Origin of the sequence: Idiomarina aquatica (assembly GCF_004362895.1) — a bacterium.
Lineage (GTDB): Bacteria > Pseudomonadota > Gammaproteobacteria > Enterobacterales > Alteromonadaceae > Idiomarina.
In genome coordinates this window covers 1-4,668 of sequence record NZ_SNXI01000040.1, presented here as the reverse complement: position 1 = coordinate 4,668, position 4,668 = coordinate 1, and the positions used below count along the sequence as shown (strand labels likewise).

General features: G+C 47.6%; 3 protein-coding genes and 1 pseudogene. 1 reads left to right on the top strand and 3 read right to left on the bottom strand.

From position 1 onward, the window contains the following. Window positions 1-318: 318 nt before the first annotated feature. On the bottom strand, window positions 319-1,254 hold the full coding sequence (locus DEU29_RS13690; protein WP_133540937.1) for a hypothetical protein: 936 nt from the start codon (window positions 1,252-1,254) through the stop codon (window positions 319-321). A 312-nt stretch (window positions 1,255-1,566) separates the two neighbouring features. On the opposite strand from DEU29_RS13690, the pseudogene DEU29_RS13685 reads away from it, so the two are divergent. After that, window positions 1,567-2,031: pseudogene (locus tag DEU29_RS13685) on the top strand (ISAs1 family transposase); the annotation flags it as partial. A 108-nt stretch (window positions 2,032-2,139) separates the two neighbouring features. Here the strand turns inward: DEU29_RS13685 and istB are convergent. Together istB and istA are read right to left on the bottom strand one after the other, a co-directional pair. Then, window positions 2,140-2,880 carry an IS21-like element helper ATPase IstB gene (gene istB / locus DEU29_RS13680; RefSeq protein ID WP_133540935.1) on the bottom strand — a complete coding sequence of 247 codons (741 nt, stop codon included), beginning with the start codon at window positions 2,878-2,880 and terminating at the stop codon, window positions 2,140-2,142. An 8-nt stretch (window positions 2,881-2,888) separates the two neighbouring features. Beyond that, window positions 2,889-4,403 carry an IS21 family transposase gene (gene istA / locus DEU29_RS13675; RefSeq protein ID WP_133540933.1) on the bottom strand — a complete coding sequence of 505 codons (1,515 nt, stop codon included), beginning with the start codon at window positions 4,401-4,403 and terminating at the stop codon, window positions 2,889-2,891. Between the last annotated feature and the right edge of the window lie 265 nt (window positions 4,404-4,668).

Genomic DNA, 4,668 nt, shown 5'->3' with positions numbered 1-4,668 from the left:
TTCAAAAGAATGATGAATATCATGGGCGTTAGCGGTCTCATATCTGCAATGAAGACATGAGAGTTGTGGAAACACTCATCCAAAAACTATAGTGGCCTCAGAATTATTGTATTATTTAATCTAAAACAGCAGCCATAAATATGAGTTTTCACACGGCCTGAGCGATTAGCCGATTAAATGAGTCCTTTGAACAGTCCGCTGTTCGCTCATTGCTGACCTTCGGCTTTGTGTGTCAGGAACGGACGTTAACACCCACATAAAAGACGTAGCGTCAGCGGCGTCCAGCGCAACGTAGTGGAACAATTTTTCATGTGATCGTTATGTGTTTCTTTCATCAAATCCCATAGCCTCCGCCTGCGCACGAACGTCTTCTTCCGTGATGTCTGGAAGGGATTCGAACCAATTCCGAATTCCTATAAGATTCTCATCTACCTCTAACAATCTTTCAAAATAAGGTTTATATCTAGTTGGGATTAACCCAGCTAATCTCTCAGCCTGCCTGGGATAAAAAAAACCTGATGCAGGAGGATTAAGGCCGAATTTTATGTCAAGATCAAAACCTTGCAGTACAAAAGGATTGCTGGCCGCGACAACAACTGCAATATGGGATACTGTCAAAAGATAAGTATCTAATGCCGGCTTGCAACCCTTTTCAGAAAAAACAGGGTCTCCTATGCCGTTAATAAAGGAGTAGACTGGGCTGACCTCTGAAAAAGAGTTTTCAATACCTTTAACATGAACTTTATCGGAAAGTTTCCAGAAAAAATCCAGAATGTCATCTAGCCAATTACATTGCTTATTAAGATCTCCAAAATAAGACCCCTTAACAAGTGCTTCGCATGCTCGTTTGAAGTTCGGAGTGCTTCTATCAGACTTCATCCACTCTTGTGCTTTTTGCTTATCAACATCATCTGAGACGTAAAATGCACCAGTAATAACAAGCTCAATTGCTCTCCTGTAGGAGTCGTATGCATGCTTAAAATGTCCTTTAAGGATTAAGCTTAAGCTTTGATCTAACTCTTTCGATGCTTCAACCCAGGGAAAGAACCCAACCTTAGCAAGACTTTCAACATCTCCTTTTGGGGCTTCAATTAGATCGTGAAAGCAAAAATCAACTGCCTCTTTAAGTTGCCCTCGGCTCTCATATTTTTCATTGATATACTCGACACAGCGTGACATCGAATCTGAAGAGGATGCAATCAGGATTTTCTTTCTTGCTTCAAAGTGATTACTTGAGAGATCAAATGGATTCATGATTTATTCATAACGCCCGGCTCACCAGCGACCAAACCTGAGTGGATCTGATTGTTATGTTGATTTGACTACAGAGCATGACGCAAACTCGTAGCAAATGACTCAACAGCTTCGATTGCATTTTTCGCCACTGATTCATTAATTTCTAGCTCATTCCCTTTTTTATCTTTGCCATTACGGTGAACAATATCGTGCCTAGTCCCCCAGGGCAAGATCGTGAACGTTTCTTAACCAGTTGAGCAAAAACTAAACGATCCGTTTGACGATCCGGTTGAGTCGTGATCTTATACTCTCTTTTTGGGGAGTAAAGCCATGTATATCGAAGCCTTCACCACACACTTTGGCGAATTATCTGACACGCGTCAATCAGCAAAAGTGACCTATCCGCTTGAGGATATTTTGTTTATCACATTGTGTGGTGTCGTCGCTGGAGCCGAAGGCTGGAGCGAGATCCGTGATTATGCCGACGGCCACATTGACTGGTTTCAACAGCATGGTTACCTGCGCGAGGGCGTCCCCGTTGATGACACCATTGCCCGTACCATTTCGCGTATCGACCCGGAGCAGTTCAGAGCCTGCTTTATCAACTGGATGCAGGCTGTGCATGAAAGCACCGAAGGGCAATTGATTGCGATTGACGGTAAGACGCTGCGAAGCTCCTACCAGCGCGGTGACCGACAATCCACGATACACATGGTCAATGCGTTTGCGTGTGCCAATAAAGTGGTGCTGGGTCAGGTAAAAACCTCGGAGAAGTCGAACGAAATCACGGCGATTGCGTATTTCGGTCTATCCGGACAGCGATTCCGGCATCATTCGGACAAGCGTTCCGGTGTCATCCGGACAAGTTAATTTTCACCTCGCATGATTTTCTTTTTACGTGATTTAGGCGTCACCTGCTAGTGTTTTTTTGCGTTGCGATTCACCTTGTAATTCCAACCGATGCGCATTATGAATAAGTCGATCAAGCAATGCGTCTGCCACGGTCGGGTTATCCATCAGTTCATACCATTGTGATACCGGTAGCTGGCTGACGATAATGGTACTGCGTCGCTCATAGCGATCTTCAATGACATCCAGCAAGTCGGTGATTTGTTTTCCCTTAAAGCCTTCCAGCCCCCAGTCGTCCAGGATAAGTAAATCGACCTTTTGTAACTTGCTGAGCACTTTTAGATAAGAGCCATCAACGTGACCCAGTTTCAGGGCTTCAAGCAAGTGCCCGAGGCGGTAATATTGTACCCGATAGTTTTGCCGACAGGCCTGCTCGCCTAAACAGCAGGCAAGGAACGTTTTACCGCTACCGGTTGGGCCGGTGATAAGGATGTTTTGCTGATAGCGTAAGTGATGGCCTTCAAGCAGGGGAATGAGTTGCTCTTTTCTAAGGCCTCTCGCTGCCGGGTATTTGAGTTGTTCAGGCTGCGCCTGCAGACGCAGATTAGCTTGTTTACGCAGGCGTGTAATACGGTTGTTTTCCCGGCTTAAATGCTCCTGTTCAACGAGCAGCAGTAATCGTTCTTCGAAGGCAAGCTCGTCATAAGTACCCGGTGTTTCACGTTGTCGTTCAAGTGCTGATGCCATAGCCGGTAATCGTAACTGGCGCAGCTGGCTGAGTAAGTTATCCACCATAGCCTCCTTTATTGATAGTAATGTGCGCCACGCACATTGATGTGATGAGTCGGAGTCGTAGCCGGCTCTGGAGTGGATTGACTGTCCCGGCCGTTGGCAAGGATGTTGCGGATAAACCGAATGGCGTAGTGTTGTTGCTCAAGAGCAATACCGCAGGCTCGCTCTAAGCGCTCTGAGCTGTAGCGCTTTTGCAGCGATAACAGGCCCAGGCAACTGCGTTGCGCTTGCTCGACGTGGGCTTTTGAGCGCTCAATATGCTCAACCACTAATGCGGTATTTTTGCCAATGCTGGCCGCCCAGCGGTGGATACGCTCCGGTGTCCAGTCTTTATAAACGGCATGTGCCACGGGCATATGTGATGCCTCGGTGGTGTGTTGGTAACGCTTTTTGCTTCGGATGTGAGTCGCGACCACATTACCGCGGTAATGGATTTGTACCAGTCGCTGGGTGACCATCAGCTCAACCCGCTCACCGACCAGCGCATGAGGCACCGAGTACCAGTGGTTATCGAAGGCCACATGGTAGTCTTTACCGACTTTTGCCAACTTGAACTGCGTGTACTCGTAAGGCATTTCAGGTAACGGTGCTAATGCGGGTGCGTCGATTTGTTTAAATAACTCCGCCCGGCTCAGACCGTTATAGCTTTTCATCGGTCGTTCGTTGAGCTCTTTGTTCAGCGACCTTATCGCCTGATTTAACGCCGCCAGACTGTGGAAGGTGGTATGCCTCAGCCGCGCTAAAACCCAGCGTTCAACCACTAACACAGCGGATTCTACTTTACCTTTATCCTGAGGCTTACGGGGTCGTGCGGGGATGACAGGACAGCCATAATGTTGACTGAACGCCCGGTAGCTGTCGTTGAGCTGCGGCTCGTAGCGGTCGGCCTGATTAACACCGGATTTTAAATTATCCGGAATGAGCAACTGCGGTACACCGCCTAAAAACTCCAGACAGCGGCGATTGGCAAGCAGCCAGGACTCTAAGTCCTGTCCTTCGCACGCTTCGATGTAGGTGTAATTTGACGCGCCCATGGAGGCAACGAAGATAGCCGCTTTGCGGTACTCACCCGTAGTGGGATCAACGATGCGTACGGTTGGTCCGCAGAAGTCAATAAAGAGCTTCTCACCGGCTTTATGTAATTGACGCATAGAGCGACGTTGCTTACCCAACCAGCGGCGATAATGCTCACAGAACTGAGTGTATCCCAGAGCCTGATTACCATATTCGGCCTGGTATTCCTGCCACAACAACTGCTTGGTCACGAGTGGGCTGGTAAGCTCCTTGTGTACCTTCAGCCAGTCCGGCAGCACGCGTTGCGATTGATAATTGCGACCGGGCATCAATAAATTATCGAGCTTCTCAAGTGACACTTCATCAGGAAGCGGCCACTCGAGCTGTAAACTTCGGAACCGGGTCAAGATGTTGTTGACGGTTGAGCGACCGATGTTCAGCGTTAATGCTATTTGCCGATCAGTCATCCGCCGCTCAAACTTTAAACGAAAAATGTCCAGATAAGTCCGCATATCCGTCCTCGCTTTTTTTTTTTGCTTTAGTCATGATTGCCTCGGCTCACAGATAAAAACTCTGTTATGCCGAAACTCGAAAAGCGAGGGAAGAAAAACTTGTCCGGATGAGACCGAAACGGTTGTCCGGACGACGCCGAAATCACTGTCCGGATGATACCGAAATGGTTGTATAGAGCGTCAACTATCTTGACTGATCAGCGTCAATTAACTTGACGGGTTGTCGTCATCCTTCTTGTTTAGTTTTCAGTGATGCTTTCCTCCT

Excerpts from the sequence above, each read along its gene's own strand:
- DEU29_RS13690 (WP_133540937.1), bottom strand. The coding sequence starts at position 1,254 with ATGAATCCATTTGATCTCTCAAGTAATCACTTTGAAGCAAGAAAGAAA.
- istB (WP_133540935.1), bottom strand. The coding sequence starts at position 2,880 with ATGGTGGATAACTTACTCAGCCAGCTGCGCCAGTTACGATTACCGGCT.
- istA (WP_133540933.1), bottom strand. The coding sequence starts at position 4,403 with ATGCGGACTTATCTGGACATTTTTCGTTTAAAGTTTGAGCGGCGGATG.